The sequence below is a fragment of the Patescibacteria group bacterium genome (assembly GCA_041664365.1).
Taxonomy (GTDB): Bacteria; Patescibacteriota; Patescibacteriia; order UM-FILTER-42-10; family UM-FILTER-42-10; genus JAHJEX01.
The window spans coordinates 1-17,840 of sequence record JBAYKW010000004.1; the positions used below are offsets into that span (position 1 = coordinate 1).

The window sequence follows — 17,840 nt, forward strand, 5'->3', positions numbered from 1 at the left end:
AACCTGAAGCATTTGATGACCCGTGGAGCCGAGAAGAGGATTCGAACCTCCGACCTGCTGTTTACAAAACAGCTGCTCTACCACTGAGCTATCTCGGCATGGTGGGCCGGGAGGGATTCGAACCCCCGAAGGCTAAAGCCAACAGATTTACAGTCTGTCCCGTTTGACCGCTTCGGTACCGACCCATGTATTTAAACGAACCCAAACCGAGCAAATCAGGAGCGCAGTCCCGCGAACGCGGGACGAGCACGGATTTGCGAAGAGTAATGGGGCCCCCAAAAATCGCACAGCGGTTTTTGGGGAAAGGGGCACAAATGCGGAAGGTGGAGTGGATGCAAAACTTGCATACACGTAACCTGAAGCATTTGATGACCCGTGGAGCCCACCATCGGATTCGAACCGATGACCTTTCCCTTACCATGGGAGTGCTCTACCAGCTGAGCTAGGTGGGCATGTTGCTTTTAAATGTGCATGTCAGATATCTGTTTTTCCAATTCCACCAATTTCTGATTCTCCGGATTCACTCTTTTCAATGTTCTGAAAGTTTCCTGCGCTGTGTACTTATCTTTATGGAGTATACTGATTTCTATTAGACAGTCAAGGTATTTAGGATTGTTTGGATCCAATTTTACCGCTTTTTTCACATACATTACAGCTTTTTCCAGGTCGCCAATTTCTTTATACACCATACCCAGGTCTTGATGTGTCAGACTGTTATTCTCATCCAGTTTCAGAGCATGTTGCAGTGCTTCAATTGCATGCTCATAATCTTTTTGCCCCATATATGTTTCACCCAGATTATCATATGCCGATATGTTCATGTGATCCATGCTGATCACCTGGATAAATTTCTTTTCCGCCTGGGCGTATTCTCCCCTCTTGATCAATTCCTCACCTTCAGACATCAGTGCCAATACTTTTTGTTGGTTTGTTAATGACTTATCACTTTTTAACTGGGATTTTTCCTGATAACCTTTCTCCAATTCAAGCGCTTTCCGATATGAGAATCGGAATGCGTTTCCGATACCTTTAAGCAGTGGCCTTACGACAATCAATATCTTATCACGCAACCATTCAAACTTCCTGCGCAACCGCATTTCAATAATATCCTCTTTTTTCTGATCAAGTCTTTCTTGAGGTACCGTATCCACGTCAATAGTAGCCAAAATAGAGAACTTCCTGAAAATAATCACAAGCAGTATAACTGAGCTTACTATTACCAGAACTAGAGCTGTAATATCTACAATCATTTTAGTCTAGTGATTTTTTTAGATGGAATACCTGATAAATTTCTCGATCCTTATCTCACCGCCCATTTTAGCGGCACTCTCTTTTACCAAATCTTCAATCGTTTTCTTTTCATCCTGGAAAAAGGGTTGTTTTAGCAGACACACTTCTGAATAATATTTAGCCATTTTTCCAATTATAATCTTCTCCATTACATTTTCGGGTTTATTTTCGGAAGCGAGTTGCTCTTTATAGATTTCCATTTCCTTTTGCTTTACATCTTCAGGAACATCTTCAGGAGAAAGATAGGGTGGATTCATTGCTGCAACCTGCATGGCAATACTGTGCGCCAATTCTTCATCACCGGCGGAGAGAACAACAATGCTGGCCACTTTTTTATTGATATGCAGATAACTGCCCAGGACACTGCCCTCTACCACTTCGAACTTACCAAGCTGTAGATTCTCACCGACTTTTACTATCAGATTGTTTTTTATTTCTTCTTTTGCCCAAGATTCAAAGGAATCTACACCCGATGTTATAAGTTTATTCGCCAGTGCATTTGTCGCGGAAATAAAATCTGAATTACGAGCAACAAAATCTGTTTCGCAATATAATTCAACTACCGCTATTTTATTTCCTGCAATTGAGAAAGCAATCACACCTTCCTTGGCTTCCCGGTCCTGTTTTTTTATGGATATTTTATCTCCCTTTTTCCTTAAGAGTTCAATCGCTTTTTCAATATCCCCTTCCGCCTCTTTCAACACTTCCTTCGCATCCATTATTCCGGCGCCGGTTTTTTCTCTTAATTCTTTGATAAGTTCTAATGTTACTTCTGCCATAATTTTAGTTTTGAATATTAATCTCCGTACTATTTCTTAGGAAGTGTCTCAGATTTTTTTTCCTTTTCTGCGACTGCACCTTTTTCCTTCAGTGTTTTTCCTTCAGCAACCGCTTCTGCAATCAGGCTGGTAATCAACTCAATTGACTTTGTCGCATCATCATTACCCGGTATCGGATATTTAATGATGGAAGGGTTGGTGTTTGTATCAGTAATCGCGATTAAAGGAATTTTTTTCTTTATCGATTCCTTTACCGCGGTTTTTTCATCTTTGATGTCAACAACATATACCGCGGAAGGCAGAACGTTCATATTTTTCATCCCACCGACCAGCTTCTCCAGTTTTTCTATTTCCTTGGTGAAGTCCAGTTTCTCTTTCTTGGTATATTTATCCAACTCGCCTGACTTTGCCTGACCCTCTAATTTAATCAACCGTTTTTGTAATTTAGAAACATTTGCAAAATTGGTGAAGAGACCGCCCAACCAACGCTCAGTAATAAAAGGCATGCCAACCGCTTGGGCATGCTTCTTAACAATATCTTTAGCCTGGCGTTTTGTCCCGACAAATAATATGCTTCCACCCTTCATAACAGTATTGCGAACATACTCACGGGCGATGTTGAGTCGTTCTACTGTTTTTTCCAGGTTAATAATATGCACCCCGTTCCGAGCCGTAAAAATATACGGTTCCATTTTGGGGTGCCGACGTGATTTTTGATGTCCAAAATGGACACCATTTTTGAGTAATTCAAGTACTTCTACCTCTTTCATTGTGTTTGCCTTTCTTTCCTCTACTCTTCTCAATATCTAGGCCTATAAATCCATCCTGCGTATGCCGGAGGGACAAGGGTAGGCTTAGGGCTAAAACAGCCAATTTAGGCAGTTTTGAGCCAAAAAAGAGTATGTGAGATTACTTATTAATAAAGCGTAACAATAATAGCCTAAAAGCCCAAATTTAGCAAGTCGCAATACTCCTGTCAGACACGAAACCACCGAATTTGCATAATATCAGGGTTTCTGGTAGGATAAAGCCGTGTTTAAGCAAATATCTATGAAAAAACAATGAAAAAAGAAGGTCATCCGACATATTATCCCGATGCAACTGTTACATGTGCATGTGGTAACACTTTTACCGCCGGTTCAACAGTAAAGGAGATTAAGGTGGAAATTTGTGCTTCCTGCCATCCGTTTTATACCGGAAAACAGAAGTTTATCGATACTGCACGCAGAGTCGATCGCTTTAAACGTATCCAGGAAAAATCTGACGCAATGAAGGCAAAAACTCCGAAAAAAAAGGTGAAATCAAAAACGAAAGAAACAGCAAAAAAACAAGTTAAGAAATAACTGATTTAAAGGTGCTCTCTATTTGCGATATTTTGGATAGAGGGCATTTTATTTAAATGAAAGAAAAGATAAAACAACTTACCGATCGTTTTGATGAACTGGAACGGACCCTGCAGGATCCGAATCTTGCTAATGATAATAGTAAACTGCAGTCTGTTTCAAAAGAATATAATGATCTTAAAGAAACAATCGAATTAACCAGAAAACTCAAACATTTGGAGAAGGCCTATGCGGAAACAGAGGAATTGATTAAAAATGATGATGAGCCGGAGATTAAACAGATAGCAGAAGAAGAGCTCAATGATTTGAAGCAAAAATTATCTGATGCCGAAAAGGCACTTTCACACGCACTTCTACCGAAAGACCCTATGGATGAAAAGGATATTATTGTGGAGATTAGAGCAGGTGCCGGCGGGGATGAAGCGGCATTATTCGCCAGCGACTTATTCAGAATGTATTCCCGTTACGCGGAAAGAAAAGGATTCAAAACACAGTTGTTAAATGCGAACAGAAATGAAATTGGCGGGTTTAAGGAAATAATATTTGAAATAATAGGATCCCGGGTTTATAGTGATCTGAAATATGAAAGCGGAGTGCACCGGGTTCAGCGCATACCTGATACCGAAAAAAACGGGCGCGTACACACATCAACCGCCACCGTCGCCATTCTGCCGGAAGCGGAAGATGTAGATATTGAAATCAAACCGGAAGATTTGCGCATCGATGTCTATCGATCATCCGGCAACGGCGGGCAAAGTGTAAATACAACTGACTCAGCCGTTCGCATTACTTACCTGCCCACTGATACAGTAGTGACTTGCCAGGACGAAAAATCGCAAATCAAAAACAAAGATAAAGCAATGAAAGTATTAAGGGCCCGCCTTTTGAAAGTGAAACAGGATGAAGAAAGCAAGAAACGCGGAGACGCAAGACGCTCTCAGATTGGTACCGGTGAACGGGCAGAAAAAATCAGAACATACAATATACCACAGGACAGGATTACCGACCACAGGATTAAAGAAAGCTGGCATGAGATAAACGCAATTCTTGACGGTGAAATAACGGAAATAATTGAAAGCCTGAGGAACGAGGATCATAAAAGATTACTGGAAAATGCAAATAAATAATTGGCTTCGAGTCGCCACTCTCAAACTTAAGACAAGCTCAATCCCTTCTGCCGCTCTTGATGCAGAAGTTTTGTTATCATATGTTTTGAATAAACCTAAAGAATATATCTTTAGTCATCCTGAAATTACTCTCACAAAAAAACAAACTTCAATTCTGGATAGGTTAATCAAAAAAAGAGCACAGTTTGAACCTGTAGCTTATTTAACGCACAATAAAGAATTTTACGGTTTGGATTTTTATGTTGATAAAAATGTATTAATCCCCCGCCCCGAGACCGAACTGCTGGTAGATGCTGTTCTGAATGATTTGAAAAATAATTCTTCAGTAATTATCGCTGACATAGGTACGGGATCCGGTTGCATCGCTGTCGCTATAGCAAAAAACATGCCGAAGGTTACAGTAATTGCTTCCGATATTTCAAAAAAAGCGCTGGCTGTTGCAAAAACTAATGCCAAGAGACTGGGAGTAGAAAATCAAATACGCTTTGTGCATGGTGACCTACTAAATGTCATAGATACTCCAGTTCAAATAATAATTGCTAACCTCCCCTATCTGCCAATGAGCGAGCAGAAAAAGGAGATTTCATATGAACCGAAACAAGCATTATTCGGGAAGAATAGTGGCTTAGAATTTCTTGAAAAAATTATAGAGCAGTCGCCGGGCAAACTTAAAGCAGGCGGTAAAATGATACTGGAGATTCACCCGCCGCAATCAATGCAGATTGAATCATATGTCCATAATATATTTCCCGAAGCAAATATTAAAATAATCAAGGATTTAGCCGGAAAAGAAAGAATTCTATCAATTCAATTGTAGAATTCTTATCAAAACTGATTACAAATTTCTATTCGTAAGTATATTCCTGCGTACTCGGGATTATGTGAACCCAGGTGCTGCCACGGCCCAAATCAATTTCTTCTCCGGTTGCATCATAATATCGGGTTTTCGTCGTCCGATCCGGCTTTTTCCAAGTACCCTCGATTACCTCCCCATGACGGGCAACCAGTGCTCTCCCCTCGCCCTGGATATCAAAAGTTAATCTTCCTTTTTCTCCGATTGAAACGACCGGAGGAATTTCAACTACAATCACATTTTTTGCACGGATTTGCTGATCGTTATTCCTGTCCTTATGTTCAACACCCGCGTTGAAACGTAGATATTCGTCGCTGTCCCGGTCATATTGATATTCAACTTCATAATTGAATCCAGAAAAACGGATTATCACTTTTTTTGCATCTTCCGGCCGGTTATTTAAATCCGGGTCATCACTGTAGGTACCCAAATCGAATTTAGCAGTTTCACTTTCCAGCTCCATATCCCTTAAGGCAAATGATAATAATTCACCCGAAGTAAATAAATTATGCGGTGCGGATTCTGTATTGTCTCTCCAAAAATACTGACCTTTTCGCAAGGCATCCAAATCTTTCAGTCCTAAACCCTGAATCGCGCCTAAAGCTTCCGGACTTCCACCTGCATGGGTATACAGTCCGTCATATTCAGATATCCACTCCAGGTAATATGGCCGTGCCGAGCGCACCGGTCCTATTTTATCCGGCATTTCTTTTGGATCAAAAATAACTAAGAATCTGGTTGAGAACCCTTCCACTAATGCTTCATATACAATTTGTGCCCGTGAAAGGCCCGACTGAGGACGGACTGACGGCAGGTTTTCAATCATCACTCCCACCGGCAGTAAAGATGCATTTTCATTCGCGACAATCCTTCCGTCCAGAAGCCTGGCTCTAGTTAAGGATACAGCTTCAGTACTATTATTAACATTTACAATTTTAGCAATTGGGTTGCCGGAAGAAAAAATATCCTTAACTTCCCCCGCCATGGCGCTAATTAAAATCCAGCTAATAATTGCTCCGACCAAAAGAAACAAACCAATAACTAATAGTGGTTTTTCTTTAAACAGATTTTGAAACGGATTTTTTGCTTTATTTGAATCCTGATGTTTTACCGCATCTGACTTTCCCTTTGGTTCCTCTGGTTTTATTTTCGATTCTTTACCTTTTTCAACCTTAACGTCTATTTTTTCAACTGATTCTTCTAGTTTCTCCGCTTGCTTTTCCTGATCTTTTTTCATATCCTTTTTATTTTTCGTTTTACTCATATATCTGTTTAATAAATATTACATAACACGAGATAATTATAATAGAACTTAAGATTAAAGGCAATTCTGCTAACTATACTCCAAATTGTCATAACATTTTCGATTTTACAAAGACTGCATATCGCCTTGATGATAACAATTCAAAGCTGGGCTAGTGATTAGTTCTGGACAATTATTATTTTCACTAGATTGACTATTCTCTAGAAATGAATATAAATAATATCCGTCAACAGGCACGCCAGATACAAAACGTGTACTAGTATAGTTATAACAAGTTGACAAACTTCCTCTGCTCAATGGATCATTAGGTATATTAACCATTATTCCTAAATCTGTTAGTGGGGTAATAAAAGTATCATTACTTCCATCTATATTACAACTAGAATCCCACCAATAACCACCAATTCCATAAAAATTTTGTTGATCATATCCTGTTGCTGTAGAATTATCCGGGTATCTGCCAAATCGATTAAAATATATTTCCAATGCTTTAGTTATTTGAGAAATATCAGCTTTACGTTTTGTATTTCTTGTATCCATTCGGGCACTATTCACAGCAACTACTGCGATCGAAGCCAGCAGGCCTATAATAGCAATAACAACTAACAGCTCTATTAATGTAAAGCCTTTTTTGCACCTTAATTTCATACAGTTAAATAAAGCTTAATTATATTCAACTGTCCGATCAGTCGGCACGATCTGTATCCAGGTTGGACCAGGATTTAATTCTATCTCCTGCCCATCAGCTGAATAAAAACGGGTTCTACCGGAAACATCCTCCTTTTCCCATGTTGCGTTAATCATTTCACCGTCTTGGAACAATAGCGCGCCACCTTCACCAATAGTATCCATAGCCAGGCGTGGAGAATCGGCAATTCTTGTTTTTACATATTGGACTATTACATTTTTAGCAAAGAGTTGATTGCCGGTAACAAAGTCCGTATGTGGCACATCGCCATTGAGTCTCATATATCGGTTATTTGCAAAGTCATATTGATAATCAACTTTATAACTGAATGTTGAATAATCAATAGATATTTTTTTAGCCTCATTTACTCTCTGGGACGCAGTTTTTTCTGCCTTAAATAGCCACGGTTCATAATCTCCTTCTTCGGGTGCTTCATTATCACGTAAAGCGTATGTTAAGAGCTCTGATGACGTAAACAAGGTGTGTTCACTGGCTGTTGACCGGGAAGCATCACGCCAAAAATATGCGTGCTGTCCGCCGATTTGGTCCAGATTAATAATGTTATCAATCTGCTGTAATAACCTGATTGCATCCGGACTACCCCCCGCATGCGCGTAAAGCGGGCTGTATTCTGCCACCCAGTCCAGATAATACGGACGGGCGCTCCTAACCGGGCCTATTTCTTTGATCTCATCAGCAGTTGTATAGATTGCCAGGAACCGGGTGATACCACCTTCCGCTAATGCTTCATATACAATCCCCGCCTTATCCAAACCCGACTGAGGTCTCACGGTTGATAGATTTTCAACCATTACGGCAAATGGATAACGATTTGTTTTGTCTTTCTCCACCATTACACCGTCTAAAACGCGCGGTTCAAGTGATTCTGAAACATTCGAATTAATTTCTGAATTCTGATCTACTGAATCATCTTTAAAGACAAAATAGCTGATTGTTACAACCAATCCAATTGTTAATACTGCGATCAAAATAATTTTTGTTGATCGTTTGTTGAGGAATTTTTTTATTTTTTCTGAAGCCATATTTTTATCTTGAGAATAAAATTTATTATTTCTCTTTACCTTCTGCTTTCTTCTCTTTCCCTTTTTCAGATTTATCATCTGTTACTTCCGCACCTTCTTTAACCTCTTCTTCAGCACCTTCTGGAACCTTAACCGTTATCTCTTCATTCAGCGCTTCCATTTCCGCATCCGATCTTGGCTCATCAACTAGAACAATTGCTTCATCAGGGTTGTTGAGAATAGTAATATTTTCCGGAATTATTAAATCTTTAACATGAATCACAGTGTCAAAATCTACAAGTTTTGATATATCAACATCAATTTCATGAATAAGATCGCTTGGTAGACACTGTATCTCTAAATGATCAACGCTTTTAACCAGAATTCCACCTTTTTCTTTAACTGCCGGAGATTCACCGATGAACTTGATCTGCACCTCAGCTGTTACTTTTTCTTTCATATTTATTTGTCTGAAATCAACATGAATCGGCAGGTCCGTTTCCGGATCATACTGAATGTCTTGTACCAGAACCTTAACAGCATTTCCCTCATCCATTTTAAGATCAATCAACGTGCTTCTTCCGGCTTCTTCAAATACTTTTTTAAACGTCAAAAAATCAATTTCTAAGGATTGAGTTTCGATGCTCGGGCCGTATACAACCGCCGGAATAATTTTTTGCTCGCGCAGTATTTTTACGTCTTTTCCCGTTATTGTTCTTTTTTTTGCATTTAAAATCACAGTGTCCATCTTATTCCTTTCGTAATTATGATTACATTATTATTTATTCAGCTTCAGAATGTGTTCAAGTAATTGACCATTTGAAAGCTCCGAATGAAGATCAAGCACATCGTTGGATGTAACTGTTTCACCATCTTTAAATTTCAAAACGTCATCACTGGTTAGATCCGTAATTAATCCTACTGAACTGATTCCGATTGCCCCATTCAAAACAAGGGCAACAATAGAACTGTTACAGCTTTTGCATTTGATATGAACCAAATGCGCATCCTCGCGTTCATCCAGTATTCTCGCCGACAGCGGGTTATACTGAGTGTTACACAGAGGACAATATGATATTAATTTAATCCCCTCTCCCTGGAGATAAGGATCATTGGGTGATTTCATCATTCTGTATTTTTTATGTACCACGATTATATCACAAATTTTGTGATAAAGTCAACCCCGTTTTAGACGGGGTGTTGAATATGTTTTGGTAGCCCCAAGGGGAGTTGAACCCCTGTTTTCAGGATGAGAACCTAATGTCCTAACCACTAGACGATAGGGCCATTATTTGTAAGGATGCCCGCCCTCCGAAGTTACTGAAAGTAACGTAGGGGGGAGAACCTAATGTACTAGTCCGGGGTGGCGCCGAATGCTCCTATAGTCGCATCCAGCGGCGCTCGACTTCCCCCGATGAATCGGGATTGTCTCGCTGCCACCCGTCTCGCTCACGCGAGACCCACTAGACGATAGGAAAGTGATTTTCCCTGATGCCTGTCCTGAGCGAATCCCGCAAAAGCGGGATGAGTCGAAGGAATAGTGGCATAAAAGGCAGAGCATATCTTAACACACCCTGCCTTATAATTTCAAGTTTTACAATTTCTTTCCTACTCTTTCCGCCATATCCACTAACCGACTGGTGTATCCCCATTCATTGTCATACCATGTTACAACTTTCACTAGATCACCAGCCACTACTTTGGTCAGGCTAAGATCGACAATTGTAGAATGTGTATCACCAATAAAATCTGTCGAAACCAGCGGTTCTTCAGTCACCCCTAAAATACCTTTGTACTGCTCCGTTTCCGAAGCTTCTTTCAATGCATTATTAACCTCTTCTTCAGTTACCTCTTTTTTTAACAGAATCGTTAAATCAGAAAGTGAAACGTCCATGGTCGGGACGCGGACAGCGTATCCGTCAAAAATCCCTTTCAGATCCGGGATTGTGTTTCCAGTTGCCTTTGCGGCTCCAGTCGTTGTGGGTACAATATTTTCCGCGGCAGCACGTGCCCTGCGCAAATCTTTGTGCGGAGCATCAACTAAATTCTGATCAGCGGTGTAGGAATGGATAGTCGTCAGCATTGCTTTCTTAATCCCAAATACTCTATGTAACACTTCCATAACCGGAGCCACCGAGTTTGTGGTACAGGATGCGTTATCTATTACACAATCTTTAGACGGGTCATAATCTCCATCATTAACACCAGCCACACAACTTTTTACCCCATCGCCTTTTCCCGGCGCGGAAAGAATCACCTGCTTTGCGCCGGCCTTGATATGAAGTTCGGCCTCTTCTTCTTTTCTAAATCTCCCTGTACATTCTAAAACAATATCAACGCCAAGTTCTTTCCACGGCAATTTGGAAGGATCTTTCTCTTCATAGACTTTATAGTGTTTTCCATCGACTTCAATACCTTCCGCATCGCCTTTTACTTTTTTATCATATGTACGATAAACTGTATCGTGTTTTAAAAGATGCGCCAATGTTTCATTATCGGCGAGGTCATTGATTGCCACAACCTCCAACTCTTTCCTTTCCAATGCTATTTTAAAAGCTGCACGGCCGATCCGGCCAAAACCATTGATAGCTATTTTAATCATTGTTATAAATATTAAGAATTAAGTTTGGAATCTATATATTTTTTTGCCAGATTATAAATCATTCCGGTGAATATTTCCGGTTTGAGACTGGAACCACCGACTAGCACACCGTGGATATTTTCGTTATCCACAAAGTCATTAATATTTTTATCATCAACACTACCGCCGTAAAGAATTCTTATTTTCTCGTCAATTGTTTTTTGCGGATACATATCTTTCAAAGTGTATTTGATCAAACCAATCGCGGAATGTGCTTCGTTCGGATCTATCGCTTCTCCCCTGCCGATTACCCACACTGGTTCATAGGCAATGATCAGCTGGTTAAAACGATCAATGCCTTTTAAGGCGTTGGCAATTTCATTCATAATTACTATATCTCTTTTGCCGTCCTGGCGTTCCTCATATTTCTCACCTACACAGATGATAGGAACTAAACCGTATTGCAAGGCCAGTTTCACTTTCTTATTGATTTCAACATCGGTTTCGCATAAATGGATACGTCTTTCGGAATGTCCTAAGATTACATAATGACATCCCATGTCTTTCAACATACGCACCGATACCTCTCCGGTATAAGAACCATCCTCTTTCCAGAACATATTTTGTGATCCGAGTGATATACTGGTTTTGGCAATCACTCTCTGCACTCGTTCCATAGCCGGAAATGACGGACAAATCCCGATCTCAACCGGAAGACCTTCCGGTGGCAGACCGGCTACAACTTTTTTAGCAATTGTTTCCGACTCATAGGGAGTCAGATTCATCTTCCAGTTACCGATTACGAAAGGAAAGTTTAGTCCAGGCATATAATTGTATTTAAATTATTGATTTAGCCCCCAAACTAATAAGCGTTACTATTACTCCGGCGATCATTACACCCAGTGTAATCGAAACTATTGATTTTTTAAAAGGAATGCCGAACAGGAATGCCGCAATTGCACCGGTCCAGGCGCCGGTCGCCGGTAAAGGAATTGCAACGAATATTGCCAATGCCAACAATCCCCATTTTTCGTACTTTGCAGCAAATTTTTTCCGTGTTCGTAAAAATAACCAGTCGAAAAACTTTTTGAAAAATTTGGAGTGTGCGGATAGCCAGCGGGAAAATGGTTCCAATAGCCACAGAATAAATATTACTGGAAAAATATTACCTGCAACGCTTAAAAAATAACTTTCTAATACCGGCAGATCATATACCCCGAGTGCAATCGGGATTGATGCGCGCAGTTCTGCAATCGGCAGCATAGCGATTAAAACCGTCGCCCATTCCGGTGAAATATTGTTGAATAATCCTGCGTAATCTATGTTCAGCATACAATAATGGTTACCTTTTGTAAATTAATTTTTCCACTCAAAGTTATCAAATGCCCAAGTCGTTAATGCTTTGACTTCCTCAAATCTGGTATCACTGGATTTGCTACCAAGTACCACGACAATCACTTCATTTCCATTCTCATTTTCGGCCTGTGCCACCATGCAGTATCCGGCATCATATGTGAATCCGGTTTTCGCACCGGTTATATTCAAATAACTGTCGAGTAAAACATTCTGAGAAATTTGCTTATGAAATTCTCTATTATCAAGTGTTATAAAAGAATGCTCCCTGCGGGTCGTTGCATCGCTGATTTTTGCTTGAGAAAAAGCCACCTTACCCAATTTAGCCAGATCAATTACTGTCGATATATTTTTTGAATCAAGACCCGTTGGCTCAACATATAGCGTGTTATTCATACCGAGACTTTCGGCTTTTTTATTCATCTCTGCAACAAACTCCTCCCCTGTTAAACCTGTTGCATGGACCAAGGCTTGAGTGGCGTTATTCGCTGATCCGACCAGAGTAGCATAAAAAAGATCCTCCAGGGTCATGTGATCATTACTTTTTACCTGCACCCGGGATCCTTCCAGACTGTTCTCGCCCACACCGATCTGGCCGATCTGATCAAAACCGGGATTGTTTTCCAGAAAAACAAGTGTAGTCATTAGTTTGGTAACGCTAGCAATTGAGTGTTGCTGGTCCGGTTCCTTTTGAAATAATATTTTACCGGTTGCTTTATCCATTACCAACGCAGAACTTGAAGTTAAAAAAATTCCTGAACTGTCGGAAACTTTTTCCGGCACAGAATCCGCGGACGCTACCGACTCCTGAACTTTCATCTGAACAACATTGTTTCCATCTATAACAGATGACAACTCTCCGCTCGCACCCTGAATAATCGGTGGAAACAGCTGGCCGAAAAAAACAATTCCAATTATCAGATAGTAAACCATACTTATATTTGTTCTTCCTTCGCTTTTTCAACACTATCTTCTTCCCCGTCTTCATGTAAAAGGGCTTCCAGATTGTTATCACTATTTAACTTTTCATAGTCCGGTAATTCCTTTACATCATTTATCCCAAGAAATCTCATGAAATCAAAAGTAATCCGATAATAGGTTAATTTGTTTAAATTATTTTCCTCACCTTCAATCAAACCCTTAATCAGCAGGTTACGTAAGATAAGACTGCAATTAACCCCCCTAATCATTTCCAGCTCACCCTTTGTTACCGGCGCCCGGTAAGCAATAATGGTTAGCGTCTCAAGCGACGGTTTGGTCAGTTCGCCAGTCTGTTCGTCTTTCAAGTATTCCCGTACAACATTGGCGTTATCGGGACTGGATACCAACTCAAATTTACTGCCGTCACGCATCAGGGCAATCCCCAGTTTCTCGCCGTTATACTTTTCCATCAGTTCCTGCAGAGCATCCTCAACCTCCTTTTTCTCTTTTTTTACAATCTCCGCCAGCTTGTTGGCAGTAAGCGGTTTGTTTGCGATGAATAATAGGCTTTCAATTTCCGAAGATAATGACATTCTATATAATATTAATATTTATATGTCTTCTAAATTATTATTTTGTTCAATATATATTTCTTCAAACACACTTTCCTGCATAACCACCACTGAACGCTGTTTCACCAGTTCTAAAAGGGCAAGGAAAGTAACGATTACTTCTGTTTTATTTTTCGATTGGGTCAATAGATTTTTAAAACTTAATCTGGCTTCCGTTGAGATCGCTGTTTTAATCTGAGATATTTTTTCCTGGATGGAAACAGTTCTTTTAATCATCTCCTGCGGCAGTTTCACAATCGGCTCAATTCTTTCCAGCACTTCTTGGAAATAATCGCGCAGATCTTTTGCACAAATTCCTTGGGGAGGATTAAAAATCGGCTCAACCGTACGGACACGGGAAGACTCTCTGAAATATGAGAATTTTTTTCTGCCGATCATTTTCTGGATATGTTTTGAAGCATCATAATATATCCGATATATTTTCAGTTGTTTTTCCAGATCACCGGCTTCTTCTTCACCGTCTAATTGCAGTGACGGCAATAATAATTTTGATTTGATCAGTAATAACTTAGCAGCCACTACTAAAAAATCAGCCAGATCACCGGGTGGCAGATCCTGTACTTGCTCAATATATGCCAGATATTGTTCCGCAATATTAGCCAGTGATACTTCCGTTATATCCAGCTCTTCTTTTTCAATCAACTGCAATAATAATGGCAGTGGACCCTGGAATTGTTCTAACTCTATTTTATACATTTATGAATTTACTAAATAAAAAACGCTGCTTGCGATTCTGTTTTCTGTGAATCATTTTTTCTTTTTGGTTTTTCCTTTTTTTGAATTTTTCTTTGCTACCCTCTTCTTGGCTTTCTTTTTATTTTTTGACTGTTTCGGTTTTACAATCACATCGGACATGAACTTTTTGGCGAATACGCCCTGAATCGGATCTACAATTTTTATATAATCCTTTACCTTCATTGCAATCGACTCCTTAAAAGAACCGGAGCCGAGCAGAACCCTGATTGATTTGTTCAGCGATTTATCCATTACAACTTTTGTTTTATGGATAAAGCCAAACGGAGTGATTGCCCCCGGTTTTACCTTGAATATTTTCTGCATCACATTCTCTTTGGCAATGGAAATCTTTTTGGCATTCAGTATTTTTTTCAGTTTGGCGAGATCCAGACGGTAATGCGCCGGCAGAACAACCAGGTAATATTCTTTATCAGTTTTAACCAGTAGTGTCTTGGCAATTTCACTTAATTTCAGCTTCAGAGTATTGGCCAAATCAAAAGCGGTATAAACTTTTTTATGTTCTACAATTTCGTAATTTATTTTATCCTGATCGAGATACCCCAGCAGTTTTTTTGGAATTGGCATATTTTTTGGTTATTATTATTTTTGATCTTCCACCAGATTAATATCAATTACAATCCCCTTTTGATGTTCAGCAATCCAGTTATAGATAAAAGCAATAACAAATCCGGAAATCATTCCCATTACATAGGACATTAGGATTAGTCCTAGGATCCCCCCAATTCCTAAAAGTATCCATGAAGATCCTGCGTCCATATAACCGAATCCGCCGGAGAAAAGAATCATCATACCGGTATATGGCAGGCTGATTACAATCGAAAGAGCGACTGTGATCAAGCTCGTCATCCTGGCCAGCGACCAGGGATTAATTTTTGATACTTCGTATTTCATAAGGAATCAGATTATAAATTATTCTTGTTAACTACCTTCTTCTGCATAAATACAGTAAGGGCGGTAAATATTACGGCCAGAATTGCAAGAATAATATAGATGGCACCATTCGGGAATTGGTAGCTGATGACAACCATGATTTCGATTAATAAATGAAACAGCATCCAGAACGCAAATACCATATATCCGTATGTCACTACGAACCAGTTTGGTTGTCTTTTTTTCACGTTGAACATGTAGTACATCAGGAAGGTAAGTAGAAATATTGGTATGATGAATGCGGAGTGTATTAGTAACTTATACATAATGTAGTCCGCTTTTTGAGTTGTCGGATAATAAATTCTCGCCTGAGAAAGTCCGGATTTTTCATAAGATAGCCCAGCACTGTAGTAATTTGATCCACTGGAACTATTGGAATATTCAGAAACAATCGGGTTAGCAGCTTTGTTTAAATCAAATATTATCCTTTCGCCAAGCAAAATGATTACTATTGCCATGATAATTGTAAATACCACTCCTAACGCTGAAACTGATTTTTGTTTTTTTTGCTTACCATTTACCGCCTTCGGTTGGGCAGTTTCTTTTAGTATGTCTTTTTGAGCCATATATTTCTAACTAATTATTAGTTATTTTTTATCTTTTGACTGATGATTTAATAAAAATAAAATTGCAAAAGTCAGGATTACACCAAATGAAATTACAATATAAAAGATTAATTTATTGCCGTCATCCTCTGTGCCCGGTGCGTTGACTGGAGTATTGTTTTCAGCATCCCTTAAAAATAGGTCCTCAGTCATTTCGCTATAAGCCATGGACCTGCTCATCTTTGTCAAAAAATATTTTCCTTCCGCCGGTTTAATCCAAGGATTGCCCTGATCATTTACTGCTAACTGCTCAATTTCAGATTTTTTTATCCAGCCGGCATACTCTGTTGTAAAGTTAGACAACTCCTTCTTATTTTTATCAAAGACATACAGGACAATAGATGCCGTATTACTATAATACGGTCTAATTTGTGAAATATTTGAACTGACATATACCAGTTCATTCCCGGATACCTCCTCTAATAATGACGAGTTAAAGTGAGCGAGAAAAACCATATCATTATTTAACACTAGTGCTTCACCTAGATTAACCTTATTATAATCATCCTTTATTGCATCAGCAGAACGGACAGCATCATAAATTACATATTCATCTACTGTAGCATTAATAGAACGACTGTCATATGCACCCGAACCGATATAAAGAGTGTCATTTACATATGGACTGCTATCAATCAAGTCCTGACTTACAGCAGTAAGTGGCACATAAGTTCCATTAAGGTAAAAGGAAGGGGTAGCACCTTTTTCCCAAGATAATGCCACCTGTTGCCAGTTGTTTAGATCTAATTCAAAATCAGCAGATGTCCATAAATTTGTTTCATTCGTAACATCATTATGTGTTGTTAGGGTATAAGAATAATTATCTGCCGAATTTGCGGGATTTAAATCTAAACGAAAAGGCAAGGCCCCATCATCATTACTCCTGACAGTCGCAATATTGGCTATTTTATATTCTCCCGCCGTCCAATTAGGCTTAAACCAAGTTTCAATAGTGCCGGCCTCACTCTTAATTGCATTTTCCGCCGGTATAGTTAGCTTATCATTATTACCAATCCTGATTCCTTTATCAACCTTTCCTGAAGGATATTTATTGCCGATGCTATTTTCTAAAGATCCGGTTACGGAAGATATCTTCATCGGATAAACCAAGTTCTCTGTTTCAAAAGAAATAGCAACTGGTACGGCATGACCCGTTTTTAATTGCTGTGAAACGCTGTCCCAAGCTAAACTCTCCGTATTGATTTTCATCGCTACAAAAAACCATCCGTTTTCAATATAGCTGTTTAGTATGAAGCTTGCAGCTTCCGGATAAGAATAACCATTATCATTTAGCCACGTGGTTAGCGCATCTTTATCAGTTGCAGAAAGCGTCGTTACTTCATAATATTCAATCTGTTTTGTTTCTATTACCGTAACTGAATTCTGTTCAGTACCGCTTAATGGCATAACATCATAAACCATATTGTCTTCTAATCTGTAGTTGATTCTGGTCAATTCCTCCAGAGAAGTAAACAATTCGTCGGACCCTTTGGCAATAGTCGGTTTTGCAGGAGTCGGTATCACCCAGCCGAATTTTTCCGCGTCACCCTGAAAAGTAATCGAAACTACCATTGTCTCCACCCCGCCGTCATAAAAAATAACCGCTTTCTGGGCAGTTTCCTGTACCCAATAATCGGGCGGCGGCATGATCATTCCGTCTGCCATTGTTATTTGAGGTAAGAGCAAAGACATTAGA

At 39.5% G+C, this 17,840-nt stretch carries 21 protein-coding genes and 4 tRNA genes; 3 read left to right on the forward strand and 22 right to left on the reverse strand.

Features of this window, described 5'->3' with window-relative positions; genetic code table 11:
• Positions 1 to 23 precede the first annotated feature (23 nt).
• The 6 genes from WCW66_03250 to rpsB form a co-directional block, all read right to left on the reverse strand.
• Positions 24 to 98: transfer RNA gene (locus WCW66_03250), tRNA-Thr, on the reverse strand.
• A gap of 1 nt (position 99) precedes the next feature.
• Positions 100 to 185 (reverse strand) — tRNA-Tyr (locus WCW66_03255).
• A gap of 191 nt (positions 186 to 376) precedes the next feature.
• Positions 377 to 452: transfer RNA gene (locus WCW66_03260), tRNA-Thr, on the reverse strand.
• A gap of 9 nt (positions 453 to 461) precedes the next feature.
• A complete protein-coding gene (locus WCW66_03265) occupies positions 462 to 1,250 on the reverse strand; it encodes a tetratricopeptide repeat protein (GenBank protein ID MFA6391744.1) in 789 nt (262 codons plus the stop codon).
• A gap of 18 nt (positions 1,251 to 1,268) precedes the next feature.
• The gene (gene tsf / locus WCW66_03270; protein ID MFA6391745.1) at positions 1,269 to 2,069 is read right to left on the reverse strand and encodes a translation elongation factor Ts; all 801 of its coding nucleotides are present in this window, start codon (positions 2,067 to 2,069) and stop codon (positions 1,269 to 1,271) included.
• 29 nt (positions 2,070 to 2,098) lie between these two features.
• Positions 2,099 to 2,839, reverse strand: a complete 741-nt coding sequence (gene rpsB / locus WCW66_03275; GenBank protein MFA6391746.1) for a 30S ribosomal protein S2 — start codon at positions 2,837 to 2,839, stop codon at positions 2,099 to 2,101.
• A 291-nt stretch (positions 2,840 to 3,130) separates the two neighbouring features.
• Here rpsB and rpmE point away from each other — a divergent pair, with 291 nt between their 5' ends.
• From rpmE to prmC, 3 genes are read left to right on the forward strand one after another with little or no spacing between them, the layout of a single operon-like run.
• On the forward strand, positions 3,131 to 3,412 hold the full coding sequence (rpmE, locus tag WCW66_03280; protein ID MFA6391747.1) for a 50S ribosomal protein L31: 282 nt from the start codon (positions 3,131 to 3,133) through the stop codon (positions 3,410 to 3,412).
• A 56-nt stretch (positions 3,413 to 3,468) separates the two neighbouring features.
• On the forward strand, positions 3,469 to 4,539 hold the full coding sequence (gene prfA / locus WCW66_03285; protein MFA6391748.1) for a peptide chain release factor 1: 1,071 nt from the start codon (positions 3,469 to 3,471) through the stop codon (positions 4,537 to 4,539).
• Complete coding sequence (gene prmC / locus WCW66_03290) at positions 4,526 to 5,356, forward strand: peptide chain release factor N(5)-glutamine methyltransferase (protein ID MFA6391749.1); 831 nt, start codon at positions 4,526 to 4,528, stop codon at positions 5,354 to 5,356. Before prfA ends, prmC begins: the two co-directional genes overlap by 14 nt.
• 28 nt (positions 5,357 to 5,384) lie before the next feature.
• Here prmC and WCW66_03295 read toward each other — a convergent pair whose 3' ends face one another.
• From WCW66_03295 to WCW66_03370, 16 genes are all read right to left on the reverse strand, one after another.
• A complete protein-coding gene (locus tag WCW66_03295) occupies positions 5,385 to 6,656 on the reverse strand; it encodes a DUF3048 domain-containing protein (protein ID MFA6391750.1) in 1,272 nt (423 codons plus the stop codon).
• Positions 6,657 to 6,761: 105 nt separating this feature from the next.
• Positions 6,762 to 7,304 (reverse strand): type II secretion system protein, encoded by a 543-nt coding sequence (locus WCW66_03300; GenBank protein MFA6391751.1) that lies wholly within the window; start codon positions 7,302 to 7,304, stop codon positions 6,762 to 6,764.
• Between the two features lie 15 nt (positions 7,305 to 7,319).
• Positions 7,320 to 8,465 (reverse strand): DUF3048 domain-containing protein, encoded by a 1,146-nt coding sequence (locus tag WCW66_03305; GenBank protein ID MFA6391752.1) that lies wholly within the window; start codon positions 8,463 to 8,465, stop codon positions 7,320 to 7,322.
• The gene (locus WCW66_03310) at positions 8,413 to 9,114 is read right to left on the reverse strand and encodes a 50S ribosomal protein L25 (GenBank protein ID MFA6391753.1); all 702 of its coding nucleotides are present in this window, start codon (positions 9,112 to 9,114) and stop codon (positions 8,413 to 8,415) included. The genes WCW66_03305 and WCW66_03310 overlap by 53 nt, the downstream gene beginning before the upstream one ends.
• Before the next feature lie 30 nt (positions 9,115 to 9,144).
• Positions 9,145 to 9,495: a hypothetical protein gene (locus tag WCW66_03315; protein MFA6391754.1), complete on the reverse strand. Its 351-nt coding sequence runs from the start codon at positions 9,493 to 9,495 to the stop codon at positions 9,145 to 9,147.
• 83 nt (positions 9,496 to 9,578) lie between these two features.
• Positions 9,579 to 9,653, reverse strand: a tRNA-Glu gene (locus tag WCW66_03320).
• A 307-nt stretch (positions 9,654 to 9,960) separates the two neighbouring features.
• The gene (gene gap / locus WCW66_03325) at positions 9,961 to 10,968 is read right to left on the reverse strand and encodes a type I glyceraldehyde-3-phosphate dehydrogenase (GenBank protein ID MFA6391755.1); all 1,008 of its coding nucleotides are present in this window, start codon (positions 10,966 to 10,968) and stop codon (positions 9,961 to 9,963) included.
• 11 nt (positions 10,969 to 10,979) lie between these two features.
• A complete protein-coding gene (gene tpiA, locus WCW66_03330; protein MFA6391756.1) occupies positions 10,980 to 11,774 on the reverse strand; it encodes a triose-phosphate isomerase in 795 nt (264 codons plus the stop codon).
• A gap of 10 nt (positions 11,775 to 11,784) precedes the next feature.
• On the reverse strand, positions 11,785 to 12,279 hold the full coding sequence (locus WCW66_03335; protein MFA6391757.1) for a small multi-drug export protein: 495 nt from the start codon (positions 12,277 to 12,279) through the stop codon (positions 11,785 to 11,787).
• A 24-nt stretch (positions 12,280 to 12,303) separates the two neighbouring features.
• Positions 12,304 to 13,233 carry a serine hydrolase gene (locus WCW66_03340; protein MFA6391758.1) on the reverse strand — a complete coding sequence of 310 codons (930 nt, stop codon included), beginning with the start codon at positions 13,231 to 13,233 and terminating at the stop codon, positions 12,304 to 12,306.
• Positions 13,234 to 13,235: 2 nt separating this feature from the next.
• Positions 13,236 to 13,814 (reverse strand): SMC-Scp complex subunit ScpB, encoded by a 579-nt coding sequence (scpB, locus tag WCW66_03345; GenBank protein MFA6391759.1) that lies wholly within the window; start codon positions 13,812 to 13,814, stop codon positions 13,236 to 13,238.
• 18 nt (positions 13,815 to 13,832) lie between these two features.
• Entirely contained in the window at positions 13,833 to 14,549 is a 717-nt protein-coding gene (locus tag WCW66_03350) for a ScpA family protein (GenBank protein ID MFA6391760.1), read from the reverse strand.
• A 51-nt stretch (positions 14,550 to 14,600) separates the two neighbouring features.
• A complete protein-coding gene (locus tag WCW66_03355; protein ID MFA6391761.1) occupies positions 14,601 to 15,173 on the reverse strand; it encodes a YbaK/EbsC family protein in 573 nt (190 codons plus the stop codon).
• A gap of 15 nt (positions 15,174 to 15,188) precedes the next feature.
• Positions 15,189 to 15,500, reverse strand: coding sequence for a hypothetical protein (locus tag WCW66_03360; GenBank protein MFA6391762.1), 312 nt, complete (start codon positions 15,498 to 15,500; stop codon positions 15,189 to 15,191).
• Positions 15,501 to 15,511: 11 nt separating this feature from the next.
• A complete protein-coding gene (locus WCW66_03365) occupies positions 15,512 to 16,105 on the reverse strand; it encodes a hypothetical protein (protein MFA6391763.1) in 594 nt (197 codons plus the stop codon).
• A 21-nt stretch (positions 16,106 to 16,126) separates the two neighbouring features.
• Complete coding sequence (locus tag WCW66_03370) at positions 16,127 to 17,809, reverse strand: DUF2330 domain-containing protein (GenBank protein ID MFA6391764.1); 1,683 nt, start codon at positions 17,807 to 17,809, stop codon at positions 16,127 to 16,129.
• Positions 17,810 to 17,840 lie beyond the last annotated feature (31 nt).

Coding starts and splice junctions, on each gene's coding strand:
- WCW66_03265 (MFA6391744.1), bottom strand. CDS start 1,250: ATGATTGTAGATATTACAGCTCTAGTTCTGGTAATAGTAAGCTCAGTT.
- tsf (MFA6391745.1), bottom strand. CDS start 2,069: ATGGCAGAAGTAACATTAGAACTTATCAAAGAATTAAGAGAAAAAACC.
- rpsB (MFA6391746.1), bottom strand. CDS start 2,839: ATGAAAGAGGTAGAAGTACTTGAATTACTCAAAAATGGTGTCCATTTT.
- rpmE (MFA6391747.1), top strand. CDS start 3,131: ATGAAAAAAGAAGGTCATCCGACATATTATCCCGATGCAACTGTTACA.
- prfA (MFA6391748.1), top strand. CDS start 3,469: ATGAAAGAAAAGATAAAACAACTTACCGATCGTTTTGATGAACTGGAA.
- prmC (MFA6391749.1), top strand. CDS start 4,526: ATGCAAATAAATAATTGGCTTCGAGTCGCCACTCTCAAACTTAAGACA.
- WCW66_03295 (MFA6391750.1), bottom strand. CDS start 6,656: ATGAGTAAAACGAAAAATAAAAAGGATATGAAAAAAGATCAGGAAAAG.
- WCW66_03300 (MFA6391751.1), bottom strand. CDS start 7,304: ATGAAATTAAGGTGCAAAAAAGGCTTTACATTAATAGAGCTGTTAGTT.
- WCW66_03305 (MFA6391752.1), bottom strand. CDS start 8,465: ATGATAAATCTGAAAAAGGGAAAGAGAAGAAAGCAGAAGGTAAAGAGA.
- WCW66_03310 (MFA6391753.1), bottom strand. CDS start 9,114: ATGGACACTGTGATTTTAAATGCAAAAAAAAGAACAATAACGGGAAAA.
- WCW66_03315 (MFA6391754.1), bottom strand. CDS start 9,495: ATGATGAAATCACCCAATGATCCTTATCTCCAGGGAGAGGGGATTAAA.
- gap (MFA6391755.1), bottom strand. CDS start 10,968: ATGATTAAAATAGCTATCAATGGTTTTGGCCGGATCGGCCGTGCAGCT.
- tpiA (MFA6391756.1), bottom strand. CDS start 11,774: ATGCCTGGACTAAACTTTCCTTTCGTAATCGGTAACTGGAAGATGAAT.
- WCW66_03335 (MFA6391757.1), bottom strand. CDS start 12,279: ATGCTGAACATAGATTACGCAGGATTATTCAACAATATTTCACCGGAA.
- WCW66_03340 (MFA6391758.1), bottom strand. CDS start 13,233: ATGGTTTACTATCTGATAATTGGAATTGTTTTTTTCGGCCAGCTGTTT.
- scpB (MFA6391759.1), bottom strand. CDS start 13,814: ATGTCATTATCTTCGGAAATTGAAAGCCTATTATTCATCGCAAACAAA.
- WCW66_03350 (MFA6391760.1), bottom strand. CDS start 14,549: ATGTATAAAATAGAGTTAGAACAATTCCAGGGTCCACTGCCATTATTA.
- WCW66_03355 (MFA6391761.1), bottom strand. CDS start 15,173: ATGCCAATTCCAAAAAAACTGCTGGGGTATCTCGATCAGGATAAAATA.
- WCW66_03360 (MFA6391762.1), bottom strand. CDS start 15,500: ATGAAATACGAAGTATCAAAAATTAATCCCTGGTCGCTGGCCAGGATG.
- WCW66_03365 (MFA6391763.1), bottom strand. CDS start 16,105: ATGGCTCAAAAAGACATACTAAAAGAAACTGCCCAACCGAAGGCGGTA.
- WCW66_03370 (MFA6391764.1), bottom strand. CDS start 17,809: ATGGCAGACGGAATGATCATGCCGCCGCCCGATTATTGGGTACAGGAA.